The following is a 26,104-nucleotide window of genomic DNA, read 5'->3' as shown; positions in this document are numbered from 1 at the left end:
AGAAACTCGCCATCATCGCCGTCGCAAGAAAGCTTCTCGTCGCCCTCAACGCCATCATTCGCGATAAAAAAGCATTCGCATGAACACAGTTGCCATGCCGTGATCTTGATCGAAGGATGCAGCGACACAGAATTGTGCAGCGTTTTCAACGCGTTAACGTCACGGCATGGATCCTAGGGTCTGCGCTGCGTCGCTTCGCTCCTTGCTTCGCCCTAGGATGACGATGCCACTGGTGGCTCTCTGCCCTTAAAATCCTTCGCCAGCAAATACAGTTCCACCGACTCATCGCGCGACGCCGGCGGCTTGACGTGGTGCACCGAGCGGAAGTTCTTCTTGAGCATCGACAGCAGCTCGTTTTCGGCGCCGCCTTGAAACGTCTTGGCCAAAAAGTGCCCGCCCGGCTTCAGCACCGACAGCGCGAAATCGGCGGCCACCTCGCACAGATGCATGGTACGAATGTGGTCGGTTCGCTTGTGGCCGGTGGTCGGCGCGGCCATGTCCGACAACACGACATCGGGGTCGCCGCCCAACGCCTCGGCGAGCTTTTGCGGCGCTTCCGGGTCGAGGAAATCCATCAGCAGCACCGGCGCACCCGGCACCGCATCCATTTCGAGATAGTCGATGCCGATGACATGTGGATTATCAGCCGTCGATTTCGTCCTCGCGGCCGCCACCTGGCACCAGCCGCCGGGGGCCGCACCGAGATCGATGACCTTCATGCCAGGTTTCAGCAGATGATGCTTGTCATCGATCTCGATCAGCTTGTAGGCCGCGCGCGAGCGATAGCCGTCGGCTTTTGACCTCTGGACATAGGGATCGTTGATGTGGCGCTGCAGCCAGCGGCGCGACGATTCTTTGAGGCCCGACTTCTTCTTGATTCGTGTTTTGAGGACGCGGATGCTGGCGGAGCCCGGCTTTTCCGGCTTCTTGGTCACTGTCGGCCCCGCCCACTGTTGCGCCAGACGCCGTCATCGGCCATCAGCTCGCTCAAAATGCCTTCGCGTAAGCCCCGGTCGGCGACGCGCAGCCGCTCCGACGGCCACACCGCACGGATGGCTTCCAGGATAGCACAGCCGGCCAGCACAAGATCGGCACGGTCGGCGCCGATGCACGGGTTGGCGCAGCGCTGCTGGAAGTCCCAGCCGACCAGTTTTTCGACCATGCGGTCGACGCTGTCGCGGTCCATCCACAGCCCATCGACGCGGCGGCGGTCGTAGCGTTCGAGATCGAGATGGACGCCGGCCAGCGTCGTCACCGTGCCGGATGTGCCCAGCAGATGGAATTTCGGGCTGGCCAGCACATGGCTCAGCCGGTCGCGGCCGTCGAACGACTTCAGCCGCATCGCGACATCCTCGACCATGGCGGCAAAGATCTCGCGCGTCACCGTGCGGCCGCCAAAGCGTTCGGCCAGCGAGACGACGCCGACCGGCAGCGACGTCCACGACACGATGTGGTTGGCCAGCCGCGGCGAGCGCTGGCCGGTGAGGTCGATCAGCGCGATTTCGGACGAGCCGCCGCCAATGTCGAACAGCACCACGCCTTGCGTGTCGCGCTCGATGAGCGAGCCGCAGCCGGATACAGCAAGCCGCGCCTCGGTCTGGCGGTCGATGATTTCCAACTTCAACCCCGCCTCTCGTTCGACGCGCTGCAGGAATTCGACGCCATTGTCGGCGGTGCGGCAGGCCTCGGTGGCGATCAGCCGGGCTTTCCTGATCTTGCGGTTGCGCAATTTGTCGCCGCAGATCTTCAGCGCCTCGACGGCGCGGTCCATCGCCGCCTGGCTCAGGTGCCCATTCGCCGTCAGCCCCTCGCCCAGCCTGACGATGCGCGAGAAGGCGTCGATGACGCGGAACTGGCCATGGCGCTGCGGCACCGCGACCAAAAGCCGGCAATTGTTGGTGCCGAGATCGAGCGCGGCAAACACCGGCAGTTCCTGCATCGGCGGACGATGCATTGACTGTTCCGGTCGGGATTGTGGCGCCGAGGGCAAAGGCACCGGCGCTGGAGCGGCCGGGCCGACGCAGGCCGGCGCACTAACCGCTGCGGCCGTTGCGAGAGGGCTGTCGTCGCGCGCAAAAACCTTGCGCCCACGCCGGCGCTTGCGCCGCTTTCTCGCCTTGCCTCGCTGATGCTGGGCGTCGCCGGCCTGTCCGTTACCGGACTGAGGCCCCGCCTGGCGGGGCCGCCCGGCGGATGGGCTTGGCCCGCCTGACGGCGGCGAAGCCCTGGACACGCCCACTTCCGGCGCGCCAGCGCCGGTGTCGTGGTCTTCCACTTCAGTTCCTTCCGGCGCCGCGCGAACCGGAAAACCGGACGCAGCAGGCGCTTCAATCTTTTAAGTTGCCGCCAGAGTAGCAGTGCCGGGCCGGATCACCAAGAGCAGCGGGTCAAATTTTGGCGGCTGCGTCCTGCCAGGTCCCCGCTGCTTTGCAGCGTCCCGGCGTTCGCTAGCCTTTCATCGTGCCACTGGCACGATGAATTCGCCGTTGGCGAACCGGCTGCTCACCCTTGCCGGTTGAATAGCCAGCTTCAATGAGGCATTTCTGAAATGAGGGGGAATATTGGTGAATCGCGGACGTTTTCACGCCCGCCTGGGCGATGGGCAGCAACGCATGACGAGAACTCCATGAGTTGGAGGCGCTATCTGTGGCCGGTCATCGGCATCGCGGCGGTCATCGGGTCGCTGCTGCTGCTGTGGCATGAGTTGCGCGGCATCTCGATCGACGATGTCTGGGACGGCATATCAGCCATCCCGACGCGCGGCTGGGTGCTGGCGGCGCTGAGCTCGGTGGTCGCCTACGCCTCGCTTGCCGGCTACGACCACATCGCGCTCTTGCATATCGGCAAAAAGGTCTCGTGGCTGTTCGTCACCTTCTGCTCCTTCACCACCTATGCGCTGTCGCACAACATTGGCGGCTCGGTGTTTTCGGGCGCCGTGATCCGCTACCGCGCCTACGGCACCAGGGGGCTCACCGGCCAGGACGTCGGCATTCTGGTGGCGATCTGCTGGATCACCTTCGTGCTCTCCAGCATTCTGGTTGGCGGACTGGTGCTGGTGTTCGAGCCTGCAATCATCGACCGCTTTTCCGGCGCCCCGCACCACGGGCTGGCGATCGCCGCCGGCATCGCTTTGCTGATCCTGGTCGGCGCCTACATCTTCGGCAGCTGGCTGCATCTGAAGCCCCTCAAGATCGCCGGCTTCCAGCTGCACTATCCGGCGCTGCCGATCGTGGCGCGGCAATTGCTGATCGGTCCGATCGAGCTTTTGGCGGCGGCGGCGATTATCTTCTTTGCCCTGCCCGTTGCCGGCAATCCCGGCTATTTCGTCATCCTCGGCGTGTTCCTGGTCTCGTTCTCGGTGGCGCAGATCTCGCATGCGCCGGGCGGGCTCGGCGTGTTCGAGGTCGTGTTCCTCGCCGGCCTGTCTGATATGGACCCGGTCGGCGTGCTGGCCGCACTTCTGGTGTTCCGGCTGTTCTACCTGATCATCCCGCTGCTGATCGCGCTTGGCGTGGTGCTGTTCTTCGAGCACTCGCAATACAGCCGGACGGACAGTTGAGGTCGCGCCGGGCGACAGCGCCCGCCTGGCGCAATTGGCTGATGAAACACCGAGATTGAAATGCAACGCAGGCTTGACTATTTTCCGGCGGCGGCTACAAGGCACGCGCGGCTGCTTCGGCGGCCCACCAGCGCGACAGCGCCTGCTGGGGAATAGGTTAACGGTAGACCCACGGACTCTGACTCCGTTAGTCCTGGTTCGAATCCAGGTTCCCCAGCCAAGGCACGTCATGCCCACTGACAGCCAGTACATCCTCGAACGCATCCGCCAGGGATGCGTGGAGTTGTCCGACGACGAGTTCGCCATCGACAGGCTGGCAAAATATGTCGGCAACGGCAGGATCCGCTGGCACGTCGAGTTCCGTGGGCACCGCATCGAGCTGACCACCGGCCAGATCAAGAAGCAGCCCACCTTCCGCAGGAAAATCCTCGAACAGGCTGGCGTGTTGCCGCCGCAGCGTGCCGGGGCCGACTACCGGCGATGGGCTCTCGATCTGAGGCGGAACGCCATCGAGCTTCCCTGGCGCGACAGGCCGGTCGACGCCGGTTTTGCCCTCGACAGGCTGACCAGCCACGGCGATGGGCGTTGGTCGGTCGAGTACCAGGGCAAGGCCATCAAGTTCACGACGACCAAACTGCGCCGTCAAGTCAGTTTCCGCAAACGCATGCTGGCCAAGGCCAAGGTGCTTCCGCCGGAATTGGCCCCGCCTGCCTATCGCAAGTGGATGGACTGGCTCATTCAAAACGCGACTGAGGCTGTGCCGCAGGCCGGCGAAGCCTCGATCACAGAGAAAAGCTGGCTTGACGACCTGCCGGAGCTGGCCGGCTGGGAAGATGAAGCGCCACCCGAGAATTGATTGGGTTCCAATGATCATGAAATTGAGCGATGCGTCTCCGGAACTGCGCGATTGGGCAGCTGTCGTTCTGGGGATACAGACCGGTATCGGAACGCTTACCAAAACTGCCCAGCGATAACCCTCCCGCCAGGCCTCATATTCCTCCGGCGGGAATTTGGTCGCCGCCCAAGTCAGCGGCCGGCGCCGCTCATCAAGAGATTGCCTGAGTAGGCGCCGGCCAGGCGGGCATTGGGGTACCCGCCGACGCTACATTAGCATTCACGCATAGATTTGGTATGGCGCGAACGCGGAAGTGCCTTCACAGCAGCATTACCGCAACTTTTCCCAAGACCCCCAACCCGCAACGCTGCGATGGTTGAAACGCCCAGCGTTTCGGCGCGGCTTGCCTGGAGACAATCATGATGACCTTTCTCACCGTGCTCGCATCCGAAGGTCCGCCAGCCGACCGGGCGAAAGACATGGACCTGTATGGATGGTTGATCGGCAGTTGGGACTTGGAGACGCTCCACCACCGCAACGACGGCACAATTCAGAAATGGGATGGCGAGTGTCACTTTGGCTGGGTGCTCGAAGGCCGCGCCATTCAGGACATCTGGATCAGGCCCAGGCGCCCTGCCCCGTCCACCATGTATGGCACGACCTTGCGCGTCTTCGATCCCGGGATGGGTGGCTGGCACATCATCTGGAGCGATCCGCTCAACCAGGATTACTCGCGCCAGATCGGGCGGGCCGAAGGCAAGGACATCGTCCAGATGGGCGCCGACTCGCGCGGCCTGCAGGCTCGGTGGCGGTTCACCGAGATCACCGCCGGCAGCTTTCACTGGATCGGTGAGGAGAGACGAGCGGAGAGCGACCCCTGGCGCGTGACATATGAACATTTCGCGCGCCGGACGGGATCCTGAAGCACGCCTGTGCATTCAGCCCCTCGTGCCTACGGGCGAGGTACGACCATAGATTAGCGATAGCTCAATTAACACCAAACCAGTATCTCAAACCCGCCGGTACAAGCGCGCCCAAGAACCTTCACATGTACTGAGCGCGAACAGAGGCTAGACAAGCGAAGATTCCAATAGCATTGTTGGCACTGGGACGGGGCTCGACCGGCAAGCGCAAACGATGCTTGTCGGTGGTTGGCAACTGCTAAACCATACAGCCGTAATTGCCACGGCTGCGAGACCAAGGAGTCCCAAGGATGCCGAACCCAAGCCAAACCAGCGATCAATGGTGGGTCAACGACCAGACGCCGGACAACCCGTACGGCAAAAGCGAAGATTACGGGGCCTTCCTCACCTACCTTGGAGCGCTGGACCGGTCGATAACGCCGGCGATCGCGGCGGGAACGCTGAGGATCAATGTCTCCGAGCTCAATGACCATCCCGAATACAAGGCCGCCGCGATCGGCGCCTTGCAGATGTGGGCCAGTGTCACCCCTTTGAAGTTCGAAATCGTCGACAATGCACCATACAACAGCGCAACGGACTGGATGCAGGTTGTCAGCCCCGAACTGGGCGAAGAGGACGACGGCAGCGCCTATTCCAACGACCGCTATGTCAGCATCGGCCAGCGTTTCCACGACACCGAGGTCAACAAGACGGATATTGGCGGCTATGTCTTCGATTCCTTCATCCATGAATTCGGTCATGAGTTCGGGTTGAACCACCCCGGGCTCTACAATTACAGCGGCCCCGGCGGCGTACAGATCAATTATCTGAACAATGCGACCTGGACCTACGACCGTCAGCAATACAGCGTCATGTCCTATTTCGACGGGATCGATGTCGGTGAAACCAGCCGCTGGTCGGCGTCAACGCCGATGATGGCCGACATCGAGGCAGTCATCCGCCGCTTTTTCTCCACCGTCGACGAGAACGGCGTGCGCACCTATCAGCATATCGACCTCAACACGGGCGACAACGTCTACGGCTTCGGCAGTGCCGTGGACGGCTACCGGCTGACCTCGTCGGGCATGCAGCACGATATCGGTTTTGTCATCCATGACACCGGCGGAACCGACACGATAGACTTCTCCGGCTCGACGGCCGGCACGATCCTCGATTTGCGCGCCGGACAGTTCTCCAGCGTCAACGGCCACAGCAACAATGTGTCGATCTTTGCCGGGCACAACGCCGATGGCACCGACTATTACATCGAGAACGGCATCGGCAGCAGCTATGACGACGTCCTGATTGGCAATGACGGAGCCAACGTGCTGGATGGCCGCGGCGGCGGCGACCGCATGGCCGGCAATGGCGGCGACGACACCTACTTCGTCGATTCCCTCGACGACATCGTGCGCGAGGAAGCGAATGGCGGGAATGACACGGTCGTTCTGCTGAACCGGAACTTGAATATCCGGAAAATCGCCAACGTCGAACACATCATCTACGCCGACGAGTCGACACTCCAGCCTGGAGACGGCGGCACCGAAACCGCACCGACCATCGGCGACAACACGATGACCAGCGTCATCTTCGGCGACAATGGCAACAATACGCTCGACGGCGGCGCCGGCGACGACACGATCTTCGGCCAGGGCGGCGATGACCTCATCATCGGCGGCCGCGACTCGCTCGCCAGCCGCGACATCAACAACACCATCGATGTCGCCGACCTTCCAGACCAGACCGAGAGCGACGACGGCAATGACACGCTCTATGGCGGCCGCGGCAACGATACGATCCTCGGCGGCCAAGGCAACGACATCCTCGACGGCGGCGACGGCGACGATACGCTGAGCGGCCAGGATGGCGTCGATATATTCAGGGGCGGCGCCGGCGTCGACACGGTAGACTTCAGCAAGGAGAGCCCCTTCCAACTGCTCGTCAACCTCGAGACGAACGTGGCCAGCGGCGGAACCGCCACGGGCGACACCTTCTACAGCATCGAGAACCTGATCGGCTCCGATGACCGCATCGACCGTTTCATCGGTACGTCGGCGGCCAATCATTTCTGGGGCCGGGGCGGCGGCGACTATTTCAACGGCGGCGGCGGCAACGACATACTGGATGGCGGCAATGACGGCGACATCCTGTACGGAGAAGCCGGCAACGACACGATCATCGGCGGCGCCGGCCAGGACTATCTGGATGGCGGCGCCGGCATCGATACGGTCGTCTACGAAGGCAGCTCCGCCAGCGTGACGATCGACCTCGCCAATGGCACGGCCAATGGCGGCGATGGCGATGGCCCGGTGCAGATCGTCGGGCGCGGCACCGTTATCCGGCACGACATCCTGGTCGGATTCGAAAACGCCGTCGGGTCGTTCTTCGACGACCATCTCATCGGCAACGCCCAGGCCAACAAACTTTCCGGCGGCGCCGGCAACGACACGCTGACCGGCGGTGGCGGCGCCGATATATTGAATGGCGCGCCGGCAGCGACACGGCGGACTACGCCGACGCGGCCATCGGGCAAAACCTCAAGCTGGGTGGCGGCAAATCCGGCGGCGACACCTATATCTCGATCGAAAATCTGGCTGGCTCGGGCTTCAACGATCACCTGACCGGCGATGGCGCGGCCAATGTGCTGACCGGCCAGGGCGGCGCCGACAAGATCGACGGCGGCGGCGGCGATGACACCCTGCTCGGCGATTTCGCCTATCAGGGCGATGCTCCGCCACGCCCGGGCATGGGCACCGGCTACGCCACGCTCGGACCGGACGCGACCAACAATTCGGTCTCGACCGCCTTCGACATCTCGAACAACTTCTCGCTGACGGCTGACCCCGACATCTTCGATTCGACGACCACCCTTCACACCACCGTCAACGCCACCGGAAACGGCCTCGGCGGATATTACAGCATCAACCTGGCCGCCGGCACGATCATCACCATCGACATCGATGGCATTGCCGACCCCAATGTCCATGACAGCATCGTCAGGGTGCTGGACAGCGATGGCAATATCGTCGCCCAGAACGACGATGGCGGCAACGACCCCGGCTCCAACAACGGCCGCGATTCGAGCACCAGCTTCATCGTTCAGGAAACCGGAACCTACTATATTGTGGAGGGCGAATGGTCGGACTCCGCTCCCGGCGATGGCTGGGTGGAATCCGTGCCGGAGGGCTCGACTTACAAGCTGAACGTATCGGTCGAATTCCCGCCGGCACCAGCTCAGCCGGGCGTTGCGGGCGCCGATGCGCTCAATGGCGGCGGCGGCAGCGACCTTTTGGATGGCGGGCTGGCTGCCGATACGCTGACCGGCGGCGCCGGCGACGACTATTTCCGCTTCTCGACAGAACTCGGGAACGGCAATATCGACTGGATCAAGGACTTCAAGGTCGCCGACGATACGATCCTGCTGGACAACCTCATCTTTGCCAGCGTTGGCGGCGACGGCGCCCTCGCTTTGGGCTCATTCTACAAGAGCGCAGCCGGTGTTGCTCATGATGCCGACGACCGCATCATCTACGACACCGACAGTGGAATATTGTCTTACGACGCCGATGGTTCCGGACAGGGAGCAGCCGTTCAGTTTGCACACCTGAACACAAATCTGGATCTTTCGGCTGCAGACTTCATTGTCATCTAACGCGTTGCCGGGGGAGGGGTGCCGTCAGGCTCCCCTCCCGCATACCCCAGCGCAGTGAAAAGGGAGAGGACGCGATGACCGACCGCCGCACAGTGTTAATGGCCGCCGGAGTTGCGGCAGTCGCCGCGGCCACCGGGGCAGCGGCAGCGCAATCGCCAGATATTCGCGCGCCAGATATTCGCGCAACAGATATTCGCGGCGCCGTCACCTTTGTGGGCGGCAAGGCTATCCCGGAAGGTCATCTTGAGATCTATCTTGAGGATCCCGCCATTCAGGACAGTGGGCGACGCCGCGCCGCCAAAACCAGCCTCAAGAGCGAGGGCGGCTCAAAGACCATAGAATTTTCCTTGCCCCTGCCCGCAAGCTCGACCGCTTCACCAACGCTGCAGGTCGTTGCGCGCCTGGAGCGTGCGGACGGCTGGCTGGTGGCGCGGGGCAGCGCGCAGTTCCAGGCCGGCTTGCCCGTCCATGTCACACTCAAGGCAGTTATCTATTGAAGGGACGAGATGCCATACCCTGATTGCGAGCCTGCATGCAGCTGACGCCATCGACGCCGCTTACGCTGGTCGGAATCCTGGCGTCCTTTCGACGTGCGTTTTCGGGCATCGTCCTGATGAGCGGGGTCGTCAACGTGCTGACCCTGACCGGCTCGTTCTTCATGTTGCAAGTCTATGACCGCGTCGTTCCGGGTCGCAGCGTGCCGACGCTGGTCGGCCTGGCGGTGCTTGCGGGAACATTGTTCGTGTTTCAGGGAGTGCTGGAGCTGATCCGCTCTCGCCTCATGGTGCGGCTGGGACAGGGGTTGGACGCAAAGCTGAGCCCGTCGGTCTATTCGGCGCTGATGCGCCTGCCGCTGCGCGCCAAGCCTTCCGGCGACGGGCTGCAACCCCTACGGGATCTCGATCAGGTCCGCTCCTTTATCGGCAGTGCCGGACCGACCGCTTTGTTCGACCTGCCATGGATGCCGCTTTATATCGGCATCTGTTTCATTTTTCATTTCTGGATCGGCGTTACCGCGCTTGCCGGCGCCGTTGTCCTGTTTGCACTGACGCTTCTGGCCGAATTCCGGACCCGCGGCCCGACAAGGATCGCCGGACAGCACGCGGCCGTTCGCAGCACGTTGGCCGAAGCGACAAGGCGCAATGCCGAAGCCATGCAGGCCATGGGTTTTGGCGGGCGTATCGCCGAGCGGTGGTCTGCCGTCAATGCCGAGTACCTGAACGCCCATGCGGCGGCCAGCGATGTCGCGGGAACGCTTGGCACGATTTCCAAGATCCTGCGGTTGATGCTGCAATCGGCAATGCTGGCGATCGGCGCTTATCTGGTCATCCAGCAAGAGGCGACCGGCGGCATCATGATCGCAAGCTCGATCATGATGGGCAGGGCGCTGGCTCCGATCGAACTGGCGATAGCGCATTGGAAGGGCTTCATTTCAGCGCGGCAAAGCTGGGCACGCCTGAAGCAGCTTCTGTCCGCGCTGCCGGAAGGCGCAACCGGCGTGACCCTGCCCGCGCCTGTCAGCGCGCTGGCGGTCGAGAATGTCAGTGTCGCCCCGCCGGGCGAACGCACGCCGGTGGTGTGGGATGCAAGTTTTTCACTGGCCAGGGGAGCAGGCCTGGGGGTCATCGGCCCGAGTGCTTCCGGCAAATCATCGCTGGTGCGTACGCTTGCAGGTGTCTGGCTTCCGGCGCGCGGCGCCGTGCGGCTGGACGGCGCGACGCTTGACCAGTGGCCGGCCGACGAGCTGGGTAAACATATCGGCTATCTGCCGCAGGATGTGCAGTTGTTCGACGGCACGATTGCGCAGAACATCGCCCGCTTCGACCCGGATGCGTCGTCCGACATGGTGCTTGCGGCAGCCAAGGCCGCCGGCGTGCATGATCTCGTCGTGCATCTGGCCGACGGTTACGACACAAAGGTTGGCGAAGCCGGCGCCTCGCTGTCGGCGGGGCAACGCCAGCGTGTCGCCCTTGCCCGCTCTCTTTATGGCGATCCCTTCCTAGTCATCCTGGACGAGCCGAATTCCAATCTCGACTCAGAGGGTGAAGTGGCCTTGTCCGCCGCCATCCAGGGCATCAGGGACCGCGGCGGCATCGTTATCGTCGTCGCGCACCGATCCAGTGTGCTGGCCAATGTCGACACCGTGCTGGTGATGGCCAATGGCCATGTGCAGGCCTTCGGTCCGAAGGATGAGGTGCTGAACAAGGTCTTCCGATCGGCGGCACCGCTCAAGGTCGTTGCCGCCACGGAGAGAGGCGTTCCTGCATGAGCGAGGACAGATCCGCTTTGCATCATCGGCAGGTCCGCCGCTATCTCGTGGCTGGCGTTGCTACCTGTCTGCTGCTTGTCGGAGGTGTTGGCGGCCTGGCGGCAGTGACCAAGATGTCGGGTGCGGTGATCGCAGCTGGCCGGCTGGTGGTCGATTCCAATGTAAAGAAAGTTCAGCATCCGACGGGCGGCGTGGTCGGCGAGATCAGGGTGCGTGAAGGCGACCGGGTCAAGGCGGGCGATATTCTGGTGCGGCTGGATGAAACGACAACACGCGCCAATCTGGCGATCGTCTCAAAAGGTCTGGATGAGTTTTATGCACGGTTGGCGCGCCTGGAGGCGGAGCGTGACGGCAAGGACACGATCAGCTTTCCGGACGTTTTGACATCGCGGCGCGACGAAGCCGGTGTCGCCGCATCGATGGCCGGAGAACAATCGCTGTTCGATTTCCGGCACCAGGCGCGGTCTGGCCAGCGATCGCAATTGCGCGAACGGATCGCGCAGTTGAAGCAGGAGAGTGCCGGCCTGACCGAGCAGCTGCAGGCGAAACGCCGCGAGATCGAGCTGATCCAGATCGAGCTGGAAGGTGTGCGGTCGCTCTGGCATCGCAAGCTGATAGGAATCGACCGCATGACGTCGCTGGAACGGGACGCGGTGCGGCTCGAAGGCGAGCATGGCCAGTTGACCGCGGGAATTGCCCAGGTGAAAGGCAAGGCGTCCGAGATCGAACTGCAGATCATCCAGATCGACCAGGATCTTCGCAGCGAGGTCGCGACCGATTTACGCGATACCCAGGGAAAGATCTCCGAGTTCGTCGAACGCAAGGTAGCGGCCGAGGACCAGTTGAAGCGCATCGATCTGCGCAGCCCGCAGGATGGCGTGGTGCTGCAGTTGGCGGTGCATACGATCGGCGGGGTCATCACCCCCGGCGAACAGGTGATGCAGATCGTACCGGTGACGGACGACCTGACCGTTGAAGCGCATATCGCACCGCAGGATATCGACCAGGTGACGATGGGCCAGAATGCGATTTTGCGCCTGTCGGCCTTCAATCGGCAAACCACGCCGGAGCTGACCGGGACGCTGTCGCGGATCTCGGCGGATCTCACCATCGAAGAGCGCACCGGAGCAGCCTTCTATGTGGCGCGGGTGACGCTGCCCAAAACCGAGGTCGCCAAGCTGCGCGGGCTGGCGCTGGCGCCAGGCATGCCGGCCGAAGTGTTCTTCCCGACGGGCGACCGGACGATGCTTTCCTATCTGGTGAAGCCGCTGTCGGATCAGATCCAGAAAGCTTTCCGGGAAGAGTGAAGCCGCACCTTTGAGAGCTGAAGCCTCGGGACCGGCTGGTTGCCGGTCCCCAAGGGGTAGCCCCTACTCCGCTGCCTTATACCCCGCGATGCCCTTGATCTCGAGGAAATCCTCCAGCCCGTATTCGGCGTATTCGCGGCCGTTGCCGGATTGCTTGTAGCCGCCGAATGGCAGGCCGGCGTCCCATTGCGGATAGTTGATGTAGACAGTGCCGGTGCGCATGCGGGCGGCGACTTCGCGGGCCTTCTCGATATCCTTGGCCTGGATGTAGGACGCCAGCCCATAGACAGTGTCGTTGGCGGTGCCGATCGCCTCTTCCACTGTGTCGTAAGGCATGATCGCCAGCACCGGCCCGAAGATTTCCTCGCGCGCGATGCGCATGTCTGATGTGACGTCGGCGAACACGGTGGGGCGGACATAGTAGCCGCGGTTGAGCTCGGCCGGACGCCCCGGTCCACCCGCGACCAGCGTGGCGCCTTCATCTATGCCGGCCTGGATCAGGTCCTGGATCTTGTCGAACTGGATCTGGCTGACCACCGGGCCGAGCTTGGTGCCGGCCGCATCGGCCGGGCCGACGGTCAATTTTTCGGCCGCCGTCTTGGCGTAGCCGGTCGCCTCGTCATGGCGGTCGCGCGGCACGAACATGCGGGTCGGCGCGTTGCAGGACTGGCCCGAGTTGCTGAAGCAGCCGGCGACGCCCTTGCTGACGGCCTTTTCGAGATCGACATCGGGAAACAGGATGTTGGCCGACTTGCCGCCGAGTTCCTGATGCACGCGCTTGACCGTGTCGGCGGCCGCCTTGGCGACCAGGATGCCGGCGCGGGTCGACCCGGTGAACGACATCATGTCGACATCGGGATGGCTGGACAGCGCCTGGCCGACGCCCGGGCCGTCGCCGTTGACGAGGTTGAAGACGCCCTTGGGAACGCCTGCCTCGTCGATGATTTCGGCAAAGATGATGGCGTCGAGCGGGGCGATTTCCGAGGGCTTCAGAACCATGGTGCAGCCGGCGGCAAGGGCGGGGCCGACCTTGCAGGTGATCTGGTTCAGCGGCCAGTTCCACGGCGTGATCAGGCCGACGACCCCGATCGGCTCCTTGACGATCAGCGACGAGCCCTTGACGTGGCGGAATTCGAACGACTTCAGCACCTCGGCCATCTTCCGCAGATGTGCCAGGCCAATGCCGACCTGGCTGTCGAGTGCCATCTGGCGCGGCGCGCCCATCTCGCGCGATACGGCCAGCGCCAGATCGGCGCTGCGCTTCTTGTAGACCTCGATTATGCGGTTGAGGATATCGAGGCGCTCCTCGACCGAAGTGAAGCCGAATGTCTCGAAGGCGCGCTTGGCGGCCGCAACCGCCTTGTCGACATCGGCCTTTGAGCCGAGCGAAATCTGCGCGAAAGCATCTTCGTTTGACGGGTCGATGACGTCGAGTGTGCTGGGCACGACAGGATCGACCCACACGCGGTCGATATAGAACTGCAGATTGTGTGACACGGGCTTCTCCTCGGGGGATTCTGAATTGATGGGGGCGATCGCCAGATCGTCGTATCGGGGATAACGATGGGGCGAGAGCGATGTCAAACGCAAGGGCGGGCGATTGAGCCTACGGCTACAGAAGCGTGTGCCCCGCCGCGACCAGAAGCCCCCTTGCCGCGGCTTCATCCTTGGCTTTGACGAGCAGATGGTCACCATCGAAGGTGGATACCAGAAAAATGCCGAGTTCGCTTTCCGACAATGGCTTTATCACCGACACGACGATGCCGGTTTCGTCGAAGGCAAAGGGACCTTGGAGTTTCAGGGCGACCCAGTCCCTGTCATGCTTCACCCCGTCCGGCACCCGATCCTGCAGGCAGACGACCGAAAGCTCGTCCTCTGTCCTGGTGATGCTGACGAAGCCCGGCCCGTCCGCCCAGCCGGGAATGCTGTCTTTTGCTTCGAGGCGCGAAACCGCATACCGCCCCGTGAGCGGCTTCAACCGGACCCTGACTGCCATCCGATCCTCCCTGTTATCGGCCACCCAGTTTCTTGCTCATATAGACCGTCATGCCGTTCATGAACGGCTCCTCCCGGTCGATCGTATAGCCATGCCGTTTGTACAACAACACATTGGCCATGAAGGCGCCGTTGGTCAGCAGGCGCAGCTCGAAGCAGCTGGCCTCCAGCGCCTTCTGCTCCGCCCGTTCCAGCAACAGCCGGCCGATGCCCCTGCCCTGCGCCTGTGGCGCGACGCAGACATTCTCGATCCAGAGATGATCGTCGGCCGGCATGGTCTCGATCATGCCGACGATGCGGCCATTTTCGATGGCGAGATCGAACGGATGTTCGGCGACCGCCTTGTCATAGTCGGCGCGCATCGGCAGCGGCTCGCGGCCGATCAGAGGCACCCATTTGGCATAGGCGGCACGCACAATGTCCCTGATGGCGGCAGCGTCCGCCGGTTGGGCCGGCCGAAACAGGATGGAAGAATTGGACATGGCAAAGGCTCCAGACATGAAAACCCCGCCGGCAGACGTCGCGGGCGGGGCTGGAACGAACGAACCGGAATTTTATTGGGCCGGTCCTTTTCGTCGCGCAAACAGCTTGCCGCGCTGCGTGGTGCAGGAACGGCGTCGCTTGGCGATGGCGAACGAGAAAACGAACATGACGCCACGCTGGAGCAGGAAGCGCGGCGCTGTCAAGATTTTGGCGTTGGCCCAGCCTCCGAGTTGACCCGCGCGGCTAGAGCGGGCGGCGCCGGCAAGGCCATAAGTGTACTGCCAGGCAACGCCAGTCTTCACCTTGCGCGGTGGTTGCTCGCCTAAACTGCTGCGCCGTCGAGTAGGGCTCTCGTACGCGTACAAAAAAACAGCAACAGCTAATATTGTTGGACATTCAACCTACCATTGGTTCAAATTTCTATTTGATCTAATCTTGGCATCATAATATAAGCGGAGAAGCACTGGACGGGCTGACGGGGGGGGCGCCATGCATCGAGGGCTGGCAAAGCGTACAATCTCACGTTTGTTAGGCGCGATGACGGTCGTCTACGCGCTCGCGGGCACGACGTCAGCGCTCGGGCAGTCTTGTAGTCCCACACAGACAGCTCATGCTTTTAGCTTTACTGGCGGCGACCAGTCCATCTCGGTTCCTGGCAACACCCATTCCGCCACAGTATACCTCAAGGGAGCGCAAGGCGGGGTTGGCAAGAGCGGCGCCGGCACCATCGGGGGCAGCCCATTGAGCCCAGGCGGCGCCGGCGGGCTCGGCGGCCAGGTGAGCGGTTCCTTGACTGTCGCGCCGGGTGACATCCTTTCTGTCGGCGTTGGCGGCCGTGGCTCGCTCGCGGTCAATCCCGGTGGCGCGAGCGGTACTCCCGACGGCGGCAATGGTGGCGGGGCGACCGACCTGCGGCTGGGCGGAACCCGCCTGGCAATTGCTGGCGGCGGTGGCGGCGGTGGCAACGGGGGCTGGCACACTACAAATTCGATAGCTGGTGGCGCCGGTGGCAAGAGCGGGGGATCCGGCTCGGCAGGAACCGATGTTTCGGGCGGCCTTGGCCCCTTTGGCGGTGAAGGTGGCACTGTAGGTGCCGGTGGCGCGATCGGCGCTGGGTGCGATAGTTTTCCTGGCACGGCCGGTCAGACAAATGGCCAAGGCGGAACTGCACGAAATTTCTCAGGGTCTTTCCTGGGCGCCGGATATGCTGGTGGCGGCGGTGGCGGGGCTACTGTCGGCGGCGGTGGTGGCGGCGCAGGCGTCGGCACGACCTCGTGCCAGCAGAACTGGAACGGCGCCGGCGGCGGCGGCGGCGGCGGATCATCGGATGCCGGCTCGCTGCAATCGGCTGCGGTGGCGGAAGGCGTCAATTCAGGCGATGGGTCCGCATTGATCTGTTTTGATGAGCCGCTCTATGTGATCAGCGGCACGGCGAGCGGTCAGACCGGGACGGTGAGTTTGAAATTGACATCAAGCTCGCCGGCAGGGACGCAAACCAGGGACGTGAATGTCGGCGATACCACCTTTGCCTTTGCGGATGGCCTGCTGACCGGCTCCAACTGGAGCGTTGAGGTTACTGCCAAGCCGGCCGACCAGACATGCACGGTCACGACGGCCTCGGGCACGGTGGCGGGAGCCGACGTGACCAATCTTGTCCTGTCCTGCACCACGGTGACGGTGGAGTTTTCGCCGGCAACATTGCCGAATGCACATATTGGCACGCCGTACAGCCAGACCATCACCGCAAGCAGCCCCAATGGCGGCGCCGCACCCTACACCTTCACCGTGGTTTCCGGCTCGGTGCCTCCCGGCCTCGCACTCTCGCCTGGGGGTACACTGGCTGGCACACCCACTGTCGCGGCCAATTACGATTTTACGGTGCGGGCCACGGACAGCAACGGCTTTACCGGCCAACGTGACTACACTGTGGTCGTCGAGATCCACTTGCCGTCGGCACAGGACCACACGCTGGACGTGATGGCCGGAACGACCGGGTCCCTCGACCTGACGCAAGGGGCTACGAATGGGCCGTTTACCAGCGCCACGATTGCCTCGCCGCCGCCGAGCGAAGCGGGCACGGCTTCCATTGTGCCCGATGGCGGCGCTTATATCCTGCAGTTTGCCGCGGCAGCCGCCTTTGCCGGCACAACCAGCCTGACCTACACGCTCTCGAATGCCGACGGAACGTCACCTCCGGCAACCGTGACCATCAACGTCACGGCACGGCCCGACCCCTCCCGCGATCCGGAAGTGATCGGCCTGATTCGGGCACAGGTGGAGGCGGCAAAGCACTTCGCCGACATTCAGATCCAGGGATTTGGACAGAGGCTGGAACAGCTCCACAATGAGGGCGACCAGCGCCACAATTCGATAGGCCTCAGCGTTGCCGTCCAGCAATCGTCGGACAATCCCGACGCATACGCTCAGCAGCAGAATGCGGCGAACGATCCGGCGCTCGCCGCAATCGCCACGGCATCGTCGCAGTCCACTTACGGAGCGCCCAATCCGGAGCGCATTCAGCCCAACGCCAACGCAAAGCAGGACAGGACCTCGACCGGCGCGTCGCCGATCAAGACCGGACAGTCTTCAACTGGCACGGACGTGGACACCCAGACGTCGTCACTGCCGGCCGAGAACCCATTTGGCGAACTGGCCTTCTGGAGCGGCGGCTACGTCAATTTCGGCACCGATGACGATGGAGCCATCAAGCTCGACCATACGCTGGTCGGCGTGAGCGTCGGTGCCGACTACCGCTTTTCCCCGACCTTCACCGCCGGTCTCGGGTTTGGCTATGGCCATGACGTCACCGACGTCGGGAGCAACGGCACCGAAAGCCGCGCCCATGCCATCTCGGTCGCCGCCTATAGCAGCTACCGCCCGGCGCCAGGTTTTTTTGTCGATGGCCTTGCCGGCTATGGCGCCCTCAATTTCGACAGTGAGCGCTATGTGACCGATACCGGCGATTTCGCGTCTGGAACGCGCGACGGAAGCCAGGTCTTCGGGTCGCTGACGGCGGGCTACGAATTTCGCCGGCCGGACTCTCTGATATCACCCTATGGACGTCTGTCGGGGTCCCACTCCACGCTTGGCGGCTTCACCGAGACGGGTGGCGACATCTATAATCTGACCTTCGGCAAGCAGACCGTCGACACGCTGTCGGGCACCCTTGGCCTGCGCATCGAGAACAACATTCCTACCAGCTGGGGTCTGCTCACACCGCGCGCGCGCTTTGAGTATACGCACGACTTTGCCGGCTCCAGCCGCGTCAGCCTCGGCTATGCCGATATCGGCACCACGCCCTACGCGCTGGACGCAGATGCCTTTTCCAACGACTATTTGTCAATCGGGCTCGGCGTCGATGCGCAAATCGGCGGTATTGCCTTCGGGCTGAACTACAGCACCGCGGTCGGCAGCAACGGCGACAGCCAGGACCATACGATCGCCGCGCGAATTGGGATGAAATACTAGGGCATGATCCCAAAAAGTGGGGTTAGATCGTGATGGGAATTCATCATGATCTAGGGCGGCTCCAGGTTTCGCCCGGCCGCTCTCTCATTCTGACCTCGGCCGCCCTAAACGTTCACAAAAATCGATCATTCCAACAAGAACAATTCGTTGGAAAGATCGATTCTGGAATGACATTCTCCTGAGGTACTTGCCTGGAGAATTGCATTGTCTGCCGCCGCCCAGCTAGCGAACGATATTCCGATCAGCATGATTTCCGCCGACCTGGCCGTGGGCGGGAAGCGGCTCGATTCCGTGTGGAATGGCGTCATCCCCGGTATCGTGCTGGTGGCGATGATCACGGGGGTGGCCTTCTCGGCTCATAATGTCTCCGGCTTCGCGCTGTTCAGCCCGATGATCCTCGCCGTCGTCGCCGGCCTGATCTATTCCAACGTGCTCGGCACCCCCGCCCACGCCAAGGCCGGCATCGCCTTCTCGCAGAAGCGCCTGCTGCGCTTTGCCATCGTGCTGCTCGGCTTTCAGCTGACGCTCGGCCAGGTCGTCTCCATCGGCGCCGGCGGCGTCGGCATCGTGGCGCTGACCCTTGGAGCGACCTTCGTCTTCACCATCACGCTTGGCCGGCTGATCGGCGTCGACGCCAAGCTGGCGCAGCTGATTGCCGCCGGCACCTCGATCTGCGGCGCTTCGGCGATCGTTGCCACCAACATCGTCACCGATGCGCGTGACGAGGACGTCACTTATGCCGTCGCCTCGATCACGCTGTTCGGCACCGTCGCCATGCTCGGCTTTCCGCTGCTGGCGCCGGCGCTCGGCCTCGACCAGCACGCATTCGGCCTGTGGGCCGGCGCCTCGATCCACGAGGTGGCACAGGTCATCGGCGCCGGCTTCCAGAACGGCGCCCAGTCCGGCGAGATCGCCACCGTCGCCAAGCTGACCCGCGTCGCCATGCTGGCGCCGATGGTCATCGCGCTCGGCCTGATGGCGCGCCGCAAGAGCAATGGCGATCGCCCAAGCGACCAATCCGGTGCGCGGCCGCCGATGCCGTGGTTCGTCGCCGCTTTCATCGCCGTCGTGGCGCTGAACAGCCTGGTTGCCGTGCCGGCCGAAGTGAAGTCGGCCATGGCGTTCGCCACCACCATCATGCTGACCATGGGGCTCGCCGCCATGGGTCTGCAGGCCAACATTTCGCAGCTGCGCTCGCGCGGCCTTCGCCCGCTGGCGCTCGCCTCCTGCGCCTTCCTGTTCATCGGCTGCTTCAGCCTGATGCTGGTGAAGTTCGCTTAATCCTCGAACGAACGCGCCGCGACATAGATCGCGGCAAGCGCCTCGATGCCGGCCTGGTCGTCCTTGTCGAAGCGGCCGGGCGTCGGGCTGTCGAGGTCGATCAGGCCGAAGACGCCGTCATTGTCCCTCAGCAGCACGACGAGTTCCGAGCGCGAGTCGGCGTCGCAAGCGATGTGGCCGGCAAATTCATGCACATCCTTGACCAGCATCGACATTTCGAGATCGATGGCGGTGCCGCACACGCCCTTGCCGACGGCGATGCGCACGCAGGCCGGCTTGCCCTGGAACGGTCCAAGCACCAGCTCCTCGTCCGACGCCAGGAAATAGAAGCCGGCCCAGTTGAGATCGGGCACCATCTGGAAGATCAGCGCCGATGTGTTGGCGGCGTTAGCGACGGAGTCGCTCTCGCCTTCCAGCAGCGCCTTCAACTGGGTGGCCAGTTCGCGGTAGAAGGCCGGCTTGTCGGTGCTGTCGATGGTCTGGGCCGCAAACATGGCGTCGTCTCCATTGCCGGCGGGCCAAAAAGCCCGTTACATTTCCTGTCTGCCACCAATGACGCTCCCAGGAAATACACAATTGTGAATACCGACCGTGCCAGCCAAACACACGACCGGGCGCAACCCGCAGCGAGCGAAGGTCCCCTCACCTTCGCCGTTCTGGTCTTTCCCGGCTTTCCGATGATGGCGTTCAGTTCGGTGATCGAGCCGCTGCGCGCCGCCAATGTGCTGGCCAAACGCGATTGTTACGGCTGGGTGATCGTCGGCGCCGACCAGGGCACGGTCGAGGCATCCAATGGGGTTGTCATACAACCGGGATTCTCAGCGTTCGGCGCGCCGAAGGTCGACCGCATCGTCGTCTGCTCCGGCGGCAATGCCGACCTCGTCGTCGCCGACGATGCGGTTGCCTGGATGCGCAAGAGCCTGCGCGCCGGCGCTCACATAGGCGCGGTGGCCGACGCCGCCTTCTTCCTCGCCAGGGCCGGCCTGCTCGACGGCCATGCCTGCACCTTGCACTGGACCAGCCAGGCGGCATTCACCGAGGCCTTCCCGGATATCGAGCTCCGGCGCGATCTCTACGTCATCGACCGCAAGCGCTTCACCTCGGCCGGTGGCGTCGGCAGCCTCGACATGATGCTGGAGATCATCACCAACGATTATGGCGGCGAGCTCGCGGCGGGCGTTGCCGAATGGTTCGTGCACAGCCCCTTGCGTTCGAGCGTCGACCGCAAGCTGATGCCGCTCAGGCTGCGCACCGGCGTCCAGAACGAACTGGTGCTGTCGGCCATCGCCATCATGGAGGATGCGGTGGAAGAGCGGCTCGGCATGACGGAGCTGGCGGCAAGGCTCGGTGTCTCCTCCGACAAGCTGGAGCGCAATTTCCGCACCGAGCTCAGCATTTCGCCCAACGGCTACTACCGTCGCCTCAGGCTGCGGCGCGCCGCCGACCTTCTGGCGCATTCGACGCTGATGGTGCGAGACGTGGCGCTGGCCTGCGGCTTCGCCTCGATGTCGAGTTTTGCCAGGGCTTTTCGCGAAGAGCATGGCCACGCGCCGAAGGCGATGCGGCGGCATTAGGGACGCTTATCGGCCACGCCGAGTTCCCGCCCACCCCCTCTGCCCTGCCGGGCATCTCCCCCGCAAGGGGGGAGATTGGGAGCTCGGCGGTTTTCGGAAATCACCAACGCTGGGGTGCTGACGCGGCCAGCGAAGCTGCTAATCTCCCCCCTTGCGGGGGAGATGGCCGGCAGGCCAGAGGGGGGTGTGACGGATCGTTGCCGAACGACTTCTACTGCGGCATTTCGCACGACATCTGCGGATTCTCGCACAGACATTCTGCGGTTCGTAGCTATGTTCAGGTCTTCAGGAGGCGCACCATGAGCATCGTCGTTTTCGACCCGGACAGCACCGAGGATGTGGATTTCAAGGACCGCATGCGCCACCCGGTCGCGGCCGACTCCGCCGGCGGCATGTGGCTGTCGGATACCGAGCCGTCCTTCATCGATGCCGACGCCTTGCGCAAAGGGCGGCTGGCGAAACTGCGCGGCTGGATGCGCGAGGCGGGCTATGGGGGCGTCGTTTTGTTCGACCCCTACAACCAGCGCTACGCCACCGGCTCGCGCAACATGTTCGGCTATTTCCTGCGCAACTCGACGCGGTATTTCTTCATCCCCACCGACGGGCCGATCGTGCTGTTCGAGTACCCGCAGAGCTACCATGTCTCGATGGTGCTCGACACGATCGACGAGGCGCGGCCGTCCAAGCTGGTATGGTCTTCGGTGTCGGGCCGCGACGACGAAACCGCCGGCCCCTTCGCCGACGAGATCGCCGAGCTTTTGACGAAGCACGGCGGCGGCTCGATGAAGCTCGGGCTCGACCGCTGCAGCCATTTGCAGGCGCTGGCGCTGGAAAAGCGCGGCTGCGACGTCAGGGATTGTCAGGGCGAAATCCTGGCGGTGCGGGCGGTCAAGACGCCCGAGGAAGTCAAATGCCTGCAGGTGTCGATGGCGGGTGCGGAAGCCGCCGTCTACGCCGTGCGCAAGGCGATAAAACCCGGCGTCTCCGAAAATGAGCTGTTCGCCATCATGTATGGCGAGGTGATCCGCCAGGGCGGCGAGTTCATCGAGACGCGGCTCCTCACCTCGGGACAGCGCACCAATCCGTGGTTCAACGAGGCCAGCGGCCGCAAGATCCGGCCGGGCGAGCTTCTGGCGCTCGATACCGATACGATCGGCTGCTATGGCTATTATTCCGATTTTTCGCGCACCTTCCGCTGCGGGCCGGGCAAGCCGACCGGCTATCAGAAATCGCTCTACCGCATGGCGCACGACCAGGTTCAGCACAACATTTCGATCGTCAGGCCGGGCATGGCTTTTCGCGAGATCGCCGAAAAGGCGTGGAAAATCCCGGACCGTTTCGTCGACCAGCGCTATACCTCGGTGATGCACGGCGTCGGCATGCATGGCGAGACGCCGTTCATAGCGCACGCCATGGACTATGAAACCTACGGCCGCGACGGTGTTGTCGTGCCCGGCATGGTGGTGAGCGTGGAAAGCTATATCGGCGAGAAAGGCGGCCGCGAGGGCGTCAAGCTGGAGGACGAGATCCTGATCACCGACACCGGCACCGAGCTTCTGTCGCGCTTTCCCTACGAGGATGAATTTCTGGAGAAGCAGGTTTGATCGCAGCGTCCCTCACTAACGTCAGCGCGGTATCGCAAACCTTCGGGAATAGTCGCGGCAGCTATGCCTTCGTCATCCTAGGGCGAAGCAAGGAGCGCAGCGACGCGGCGCAGACCCTAGGATCCATGCCGGGACTCCTCCGCGCCGCAACGGAGCAAGTTCTGCTCCGCCGCATTCCTTGGCCAATGTCACGGCATGGACTCCAGAGCGCCGCAACGGTGCAGATCCTGCACAGTTGCACTGCACGGTCGACGTCACGGAATGGATCCCAGGGTCTCCGCGACGCCGCTGCGCGGCTGCTTCGCCCTGGGATGACGAAGTTCGGAGGACGACGACCAATCTCCATCGCTTGCGCTGCCCTTGCGAGAAGAGCGGCGGCGTTGGTCGCGAACCAAGGCCTATCCGCATGAAAAGCCCCATCTCGATCAAACGCGGCACGGTCGCCGCGGCGTTCATCGACCTCCAGGAAGAGCATCGGCAGGACAAGCGCTATCTGGTCGAAGGTTTTGGCGAGGTGCTGGCCAACGTCCAGCGCCTGCAGGCGGCGGCGCGGCGCAACTTCGTGCCGCTGTATCACTGGGCCTATGTCGTCGATACCGCCAAGGCGCGGCCGTTCCATCCGCTCGATGCCGACGGCAAGTCGGCTTTTTCCGACAAGAGCGATCCGCTGACGGAAATCTGCCCGGAAGTGGCGGCCGCGGCCGGCGAGACGATGCTGGTCAAGACGCAGGCCAGCGCCTTCGGCGCCGGGCCAGCCGCAACCGAACTCAAGGCGCGCGGCATCGAATGGCTGATCGTCGCCGGCGTCTGGACCGAGGCCTGCATCGACGCCACCGTCAAGGACGCGGTCGCATCCGGCTTTCGTGTGCTTCTGGTCAAGGATGCCTGCGGCAGCGGCAGTGCCGCCATGCACCAGACCGCCATCCTCAACCTTGCCAACCGGCTCTATGGCGGCGCCGTCACCAACACGATAGACGCGTGCCGGCTGATGGCGGGCGACACCGTCGATGCATGGCGGGTCGAGGGCTCGGTGCCGCTGCGCTTCACCTTTGAAAACGCCGAACGGCTCTACGGCGAGATCTGAGAGATGGGCACGATCCACAAGCTCAAGACCGCCAGGCGGGGGAAATACGCCACCCTGCTCGACCCGGCGCTGTGGGAGTATATCGACCTGGTCAATGACTGGTTCCCGCCAGAGACCGCCGAACTTCCGATCGCCGAGCAAAGGTCGGTCTATGATGCGATGTGCCGCGCCTTCCATCAGGGTTATCCCAAGGGGGTTTCGGCCAGCGACGGCATCATCGCCGCCGATGAAGGACACGCCATCCCGATCCGCTACTACCGGATGGCGGGCAAGCCCGTGCGCGCCGTCATCGTCTACTATCATGGCGGCGGCTTTGTGCTTGGCGGGCTCGACAGCCATGACGACATCTGCGCCGAGATCTGCGCCGGCACCGGTTTCGACGTTGTCTTGGCCGACTACCGGTTGGCGCCGGAGCATCCGCACCCGGCCGCCTTCGACGACGCGCTGACCGTGTTCGAATGGGCGGCTGTGACAACGGACCTGCCGATCGTGCTTGTCGGCGAAAGCGCCGGTGGCAACCTTGCCGCCGCGGTCGCGCACGCCTCGCGCCGCCACCTGCGCCGGGCGGTCGGCCAGGTGCTGATCTATCCCGGCCTCGGCGGCGACGAGAGTGCCGGCTCCTATGTCGAACATGCCGACGCACCGCTGTTGACACTGCGCGACATCGCGTTCTACCGCAACATTCGCTCCGCCCCGGCACAGCCGCCCGACGACCCGACTTTTTCGCCGCTGAGCGACAATGACTTCTCCGGCCTGCCGCCGACTGTCATCATCACTGCCCAGTGCGATCCGCTGTCGTCGGACGGCGAGACCTATCGCGACCGCGTCGTTGCCGCCGGCGGCCGCGCCTGGTGGTATGAGGAGCCGCGGCTGGTGCACAGTTTTCTGCGCGCCCGCAAAAGTGTTCCGCGCGCCGGCGAGGCGTTCGTGTGCACGCTTGCGGCCATCGCCGCCGTCGCAGTGCTCGGCAAGAACGATGAAGCGCTGATCTCCCCCCTCGTGGGGGAGATGGCCGGCAGGCCAGAGGGGGGCGCGAAGGATCGCGGCCCTTCAGTATCCTAAATCAACGCAACGATTATCTGTGAAGATACTCCAGTCGGCAGACGGGATGGCGGGACAGCGCCCCCCTCTGTCCTGCCGGACATCTCCCCCACAAGGGGGGAGATTGTCCGTCTACCTCTGCGGAGTGGCGCACAAGAATTGCGGAAATGAGAACATTTCCCGGGATCGGCCCGCTTTATCATCACCTGCTCAGGCAACGGCGCCCGATGATCGCATCCGCCCCCCAGCGGAGGCGGACCGTCGGGGCGCCCAACAAAAGAGGGAACAACGATGAAATTCATGCTGACCGACCGCAATTTGCACCCGCAGGCGAAGCCCGTTGCCGATGATTTCAGGAAAGGCGGCGTCAACCGGCGCGAATATCTCGCCATCATGGCCGGCTTCGGCGTCAGCGCGGCCGGAGCACTGGCATTGGGCGGCCTCAGCGCGTCGCCCGCCCGGGCAGAGGAGCCGAAGCGCGGCGGCACCTTGCGCGTCGCCATGAACGTCAAGGGTTTCAAGGATCCGCGCACCTTCGACGGTGTCGAGATGTCCAATGTGGCGCGCCATTGCAACGAATATCTGGTGCGCTGGAACCGCGACTTCACCTTCGAGCCGTGGCTGCTCGAAAGCTGGGAAACCAGCGACGACGCCAAGACGCTGACGCTGCATGTGCGCAAGGGCATCGCCTGGTCGAATGGCGACGCCTTCAACGCCGATGACGTCATCCACAATCTCAGCCGCTGGTGCGATGCTTCCGTCGCCGGCAATTCGGTCGCCGCACGCATGGGCGCGCTGGTCAATGCCGACACCAAGAAGCCGGTCGATGGCGGCATCGAGAAGGTCGACGACTTCACCGTAAAGCTCAATCTGCCGAAACCCGACATTTCGCTGATCGCCGGCATGGCCGACTATCCCGCGCTGATCATGCACCGCTCCTATGAGGGCGGCGACGACCCGATGAAGGCGCTGGCGATCAACACCGGCCCTTTCGTACTTGTCATCTGGTACGGCGTTAACATTTCTGTTGTTAATGGGAATGTAAATCCC

At 63.4% G+C, this 26,104-nt stretch carries 19 protein-coding genes, 1 tRNA gene and 1 pseudogene; 15 read left to right on the top strand and 6 right to left on the bottom strand.

Features of this window, described 5'->3' with window-relative positions:
• Nucleotides 1–212 precede the first annotated feature (212 nt).
• Together NKH38_RS31430 and NKH38_RS31425 are read right to left on the bottom strand one after the other, a co-directional pair.
• A complete protein-coding gene (locus NKH38_RS31430; RefSeq protein ID WP_023711559.1) occupies nucleotides 213–935 on the bottom strand; it encodes an RlmE family RNA methyltransferase in 723 nt (240 codons plus the stop codon).
• Nucleotides 932–2,275 carry a Ppx/GppA phosphatase family protein gene (locus NKH38_RS31425; protein ID WP_352764639.1) on the bottom strand — a complete coding sequence of 448 codons (1,344 nt, stop codon included), beginning with the start codon at nucleotides 2,273–2,275 and terminating at the stop codon, nucleotides 932–934. Before NKH38_RS31425 ends, NKH38_RS31430 begins: the two co-directional genes overlap by 4 nt.
• A gap of 351 nt (nucleotides 2,276–2,626) precedes the next feature.
• Between NKH38_RS31425 and NKH38_RS31420 the strand changes: the two genes are divergently transcribed.
• The 8 genes and pseudogenes from NKH38_RS31420 to NKH38_RS31385 all read left to right on the top strand — a co-directional run bounded on the left by NKH38_RS31420 (nucleotide 2,627) and on the right by NKH38_RS31385 (nucleotide 12,524).
• The gene (locus NKH38_RS31420; RefSeq protein WP_352639649.1) at nucleotides 2,627–3,559 is read left to right on the top strand and encodes a lysylphosphatidylglycerol synthase domain-containing protein; all 933 of its coding nucleotides are present in this window, start codon (nucleotides 2,627–2,629) and stop codon (nucleotides 3,557–3,559) included.
• A 146-nt stretch (nucleotides 3,560–3,705) separates the two neighbouring features.
• Nucleotides 3,706–3,779 (top strand) — tRNA-Gln (locus tag NKH38_RS31415).
• Between the two features lie 9 nt (nucleotides 3,780–3,788).
• Entirely contained in the window at nucleotides 3,789–4,415 is a 627-nt protein-coding gene (locus tag NKH38_RS31410; RefSeq protein WP_027049613.1) for a hypothetical protein, read from the top strand.
• A gap of 398 nt (nucleotides 4,416–4,813) precedes the next feature.
• Nucleotides 4,814–5,317, top strand: coding sequence for a hypothetical protein (locus NKH38_RS31405; protein ID WP_023730530.1), 504 nt, complete (start codon nucleotides 4,814–4,816; stop codon nucleotides 5,315–5,317).
• A 290-nt stretch (nucleotides 5,318–5,607) separates the two neighbouring features.
• Nucleotides 5,608–8,948 (top strand): annotated as a pseudogene (locus NKH38_RS31400) (M10 family metallopeptidase C-terminal domain-containing protein).
• 74 nt (nucleotides 8,949–9,022) lie between these two features.
• Nucleotides 9,023–9,445: a hypothetical protein gene (locus NKH38_RS31395; protein ID WP_023682883.1), complete on the top strand. Its 423-nt coding sequence runs from the start codon at nucleotides 9,023–9,025 to the stop codon at nucleotides 9,443–9,445.
• 35 nt (nucleotides 9,446–9,480) lie between these two features.
• Nucleotides 9,481–11,217 carry a type I secretion system permease/ATPase gene (locus NKH38_RS31390; protein WP_023698050.1) on the top strand — a complete coding sequence of 579 codons (1,737 nt, stop codon included), beginning with the start codon at nucleotides 9,481–9,483 and terminating at the stop codon, nucleotides 11,215–11,217.
• The gene (locus tag NKH38_RS31385) at nucleotides 11,214–12,524 is read left to right on the top strand and encodes an HlyD family type I secretion periplasmic adaptor subunit (RefSeq protein ID WP_023689671.1); all 1,311 of its coding nucleotides are present in this window, start codon (nucleotides 11,214–11,216) and stop codon (nucleotides 12,522–12,524) included. The genes NKH38_RS31390 and NKH38_RS31385 overlap by 4 nt, the downstream gene beginning before the upstream one ends.
• 63 nt (nucleotides 12,525–12,587) lie before the next feature.
• Here the strand turns inward: NKH38_RS31385 and NKH38_RS31380 are convergent, their stop codons facing one another.
• From NKH38_RS31380 to NKH38_RS31370, 3 genes are all read right to left on the bottom strand, one after another.
• Nucleotides 12,588–14,021, bottom strand: coding sequence for an aldehyde dehydrogenase family protein (locus NKH38_RS31380; protein ID WP_352764634.1), 1,434 nt, complete (start codon nucleotides 14,019–14,021; stop codon nucleotides 12,588–12,590).
• Nucleotides 14,022–14,136: 115 nt separating this feature from the next.
• Nucleotides 14,137–14,520 carry an ACT domain-containing protein gene (locus NKH38_RS31375; protein WP_023736418.1) on the bottom strand — a complete coding sequence of 128 codons (384 nt, stop codon included), beginning with the start codon at nucleotides 14,518–14,520 and terminating at the stop codon, nucleotides 14,137–14,139.
• A 13-nt stretch (nucleotides 14,521–14,533) separates the two neighbouring features.
• Nucleotides 14,534–15,001 (bottom strand): GNAT family N-acetyltransferase, encoded by a 468-nt coding sequence (locus NKH38_RS31370; protein ID WP_352515336.1) that lies wholly within the window; start codon nucleotides 14,999–15,001, stop codon nucleotides 14,534–14,536.
• Between the two features lie 742 nt (nucleotides 15,002–15,743).
• Here NKH38_RS31370 and NKH38_RS31365 point away from each other — a divergent pair.
• Both NKH38_RS31365 and NKH38_RS31360 read left to right on the top strand, forming a co-directional pair.
• The gene (locus tag NKH38_RS31365) at nucleotides 15,744–18,470 is read left to right on the top strand and encodes an autotransporter domain-containing protein (protein WP_352764631.1); all 2,727 of its coding nucleotides are present in this window, start codon (nucleotides 15,744–15,746) and stop codon (nucleotides 18,468–18,470) included.
• A gap of 246 nt (nucleotides 18,471–18,716) precedes the next feature.
• Nucleotides 18,717–19,751, top strand: a complete 1,035-nt coding sequence (locus NKH38_RS31360) for a YeiH family protein (protein ID WP_502896662.1) — start codon at nucleotides 18,717–18,719, stop codon at nucleotides 19,749–19,751.
• Here NKH38_RS31360 and msrC read toward each other — a convergent pair.
• Nucleotides 19,748–20,245, bottom strand: a complete 498-nt coding sequence (msrC, locus tag NKH38_RS31355; protein ID WP_352764625.1) for a free L-methionine (R)-S-oxide reductase MsrC — start codon at nucleotides 20,243–20,245, stop codon at nucleotides 19,748–19,750. The two genes, NKH38_RS31360 and msrC, sit on opposite strands and share 4 nt — an antisense overlap.
• A gap of 183 nt (nucleotides 20,246–20,428) precedes the next feature.
• Here msrC and NKH38_RS31350 point away from each other — a divergent pair, with 183 nt between their 5' ends.
• From NKH38_RS31350 to NKH38_RS31330, 5 genes are all read left to right on the top strand, one after another.
• On the top strand, nucleotides 20,429–21,325 hold the full coding sequence (locus tag NKH38_RS31350; protein ID WP_352764644.1) for a GlxA family transcriptional regulator: 897 nt from the start codon (nucleotides 20,429–20,431) through the stop codon (nucleotides 21,323–21,325).
• Nucleotides 21,326–21,624: 299 nt separating this feature from the next.
• Nucleotides 21,625–22,929, top strand: coding sequence for a M24 family metallopeptidase (locus NKH38_RS31345; protein WP_352764623.1), 1,305 nt, complete (start codon nucleotides 21,625–21,627; stop codon nucleotides 22,927–22,929).
• Between the two features lie 406 nt (nucleotides 22,930–23,335).
• On the top strand, nucleotides 23,336–24,013 hold the full coding sequence (locus NKH38_RS31340; RefSeq protein WP_023730522.1) for an isochorismatase family protein: 678 nt from the start codon (nucleotides 23,336–23,338) through the stop codon (nucleotides 24,011–24,013).
• Between the two features lie 3 nt (nucleotides 24,014–24,016).
• The gene (locus tag NKH38_RS31335) at nucleotides 24,017–25,075 is read left to right on the top strand and encodes an alpha/beta hydrolase (RefSeq protein ID WP_352764620.1); all 1,059 of its coding nucleotides are present in this window, start codon (nucleotides 24,017–24,019) and stop codon (nucleotides 25,073–25,075) included.
• A 270-nt stretch (nucleotides 25,076–25,345) separates the two neighbouring features.
• A partial coding sequence (locus NKH38_RS31330) for an ABC transporter substrate-binding protein (RefSeq protein WP_352904780.1) occupies nucleotides 25,346–26,104 on the top strand: 759 nt, incomplete at its 3' end.

It is taken from the genome of Mesorhizobium sp. M1078, from assembly GCF_040318615.1.
In the GTDB taxonomy this organism is placed as follows: domain Bacteria; phylum Pseudomonadota; class Alphaproteobacteria; order Rhizobiales; family Rhizobiaceae; genus Mesorhizobium.
Note: the sequence above shows the minus strand (reverse complement) of the source record. Positions and strands in the feature narration are given on the sequence as shown.